General features: G+C 68.3%; 1 protein-coding gene. It reads right to left on the reverse strand.

Annotated features, from left to right (window positions below):
* On the reverse strand, positions 1-1,479 hold a 1,479-nt coding region (locus ACFWI9_RS34135), incomplete at its 3' end, for an acyltransferase domain-containing protein (protein ID WP_387169156.1).
* Between the last annotated feature and the right edge of the window lie 45 nt (positions 1,480-1,524).

Consider the following 1,524-nt stretch of genomic DNA (forward strand, 5'->3'; position numbering starts at 1 on the left):
GGAGGGCCGTGGCGTCAAGTCGGCGAGATCGGCGAGGAGTTCGTGCTGTAGCGGATCCACCTGGGGGCTGTGCGAAGCGACGTCGACCTTCACCGGGCGGCAGAACACGTTGCGCTCGCGCAGGTTCTCCGCCAGGTCGACCAAGGTTCGCGGATCACCCGACAACACGGTGGACGTAGGGCTGTTGCTGACGGCCACGGACACTTTGTCCCGGCAGTCCTTAATGAGCCGGTCCGCCTCGTCGAGCGGCAGGGCCACGACCAGCATGGCTCCTTGGCAGCTGATACGGCGGAGCAGGGCACTGCGTATGCAGATGATGCGGGCGGCGTCCTCCAGGGTGAGCGCTCCAGCGATGTGCGCCGCCGCCACCTCGCCCATGCTGTGTCCAACCACAGCGTCGGGTTCCAGACCGAAAGAGCGACATCGTGCAGCGAGACCGACGGCGAGGGCGAACAGAGCAGGCTGGATCAGATCGATGCGGTCGAGTTGCGCCTCATCGCCGATCCTCATGACGCCGTCGACAATCGAACGGCCGCCGAGCCAGCGGCGCATCGCGCCGTCGCACTCAGTCACCGCTGCTCGGAACACTGGGCAGGTTTCCAGCAGTTCCCGGCCCATCCCGGCCCGCTGGGATCCCTGGCCGGGGAAGACGAAGACGATTCCGTCGCCCACGGAGTTCGTCCCACGACCCGTGACCACCCCGGCGGGCTCTTCCCCATCGAGCCACCGCGTCAGCCGGTCCGCCGCCTCGCTGTGCGAGTCGGCCACGACGGCGAGCCGGTGCTCGTGGCGGGTCCGACGCACCGTCGCCGTGTGGACGATGTCCGCGAACCGTTGGGACTGTCCATCGGCCGAAAGCAGGTGGTCGCGGTACGCCCGTGCCATAGGCGCCAGCGCGTTGTCGGTGGCTGCGGACACCGGCAACAGCCAGGGCCCTTCGGCAGCCGGGGGACGGTCGTCCTCTCCCCTGGTGCCCACCGGGGCAGGGCCGAGAATCACGTGCGCGTTGGTGCCACCCGCACCGAAGGAACTGACCGCTGCGTGGCGCTGCTCATCCGGAACGTCCCAGGGGAGCAGGGAGGTCGGTATGGACAGTCGGGTCCCGTCGAGTTCGATGTGCGGGTTGATGACGGAGAGATGCAGGTGCGGTGCTACGGCACGGTGATGGATGCTCAGCGCCGTCCTGATCAGCCCGGCCATGCCGGCACCGGCTTCCAGGTGGCCGATGTTCGTCTTCACCGAACCCAGCAGACACGCGGCCGCCCCGGTGCCGGAATCGCCGTAGACCGCGCTGAGGGCTTCCACCTCTATCGGGTCGCCGAGCATCGTCCCTGTGCCGTGCGCCTCCAGCAGCGTCACCTGGGAGGGCTCGATGCGGGCGTTGCGCAGTGCCTGCGTGATCACGGCACGCTGAGACAGTGCGTTGGGTGCGGTCAACCCGTTTGTCAGACCGTCCTGGTTGACGGCGGATCCGCGGATGACAGCGAGTGACCGGGGGTCTGTGCGTTGGGCGGCGGTGTGCGG

The sequence above is a fragment of the Streptomyces sp. NPDC127084 genome (genome assembly GCF_042724175.1).
Classification (GTDB): domain Bacteria; phylum Actinomycetota; class Actinomycetes; order Streptomycetales; family Streptomycetaceae; genus Streptomyces.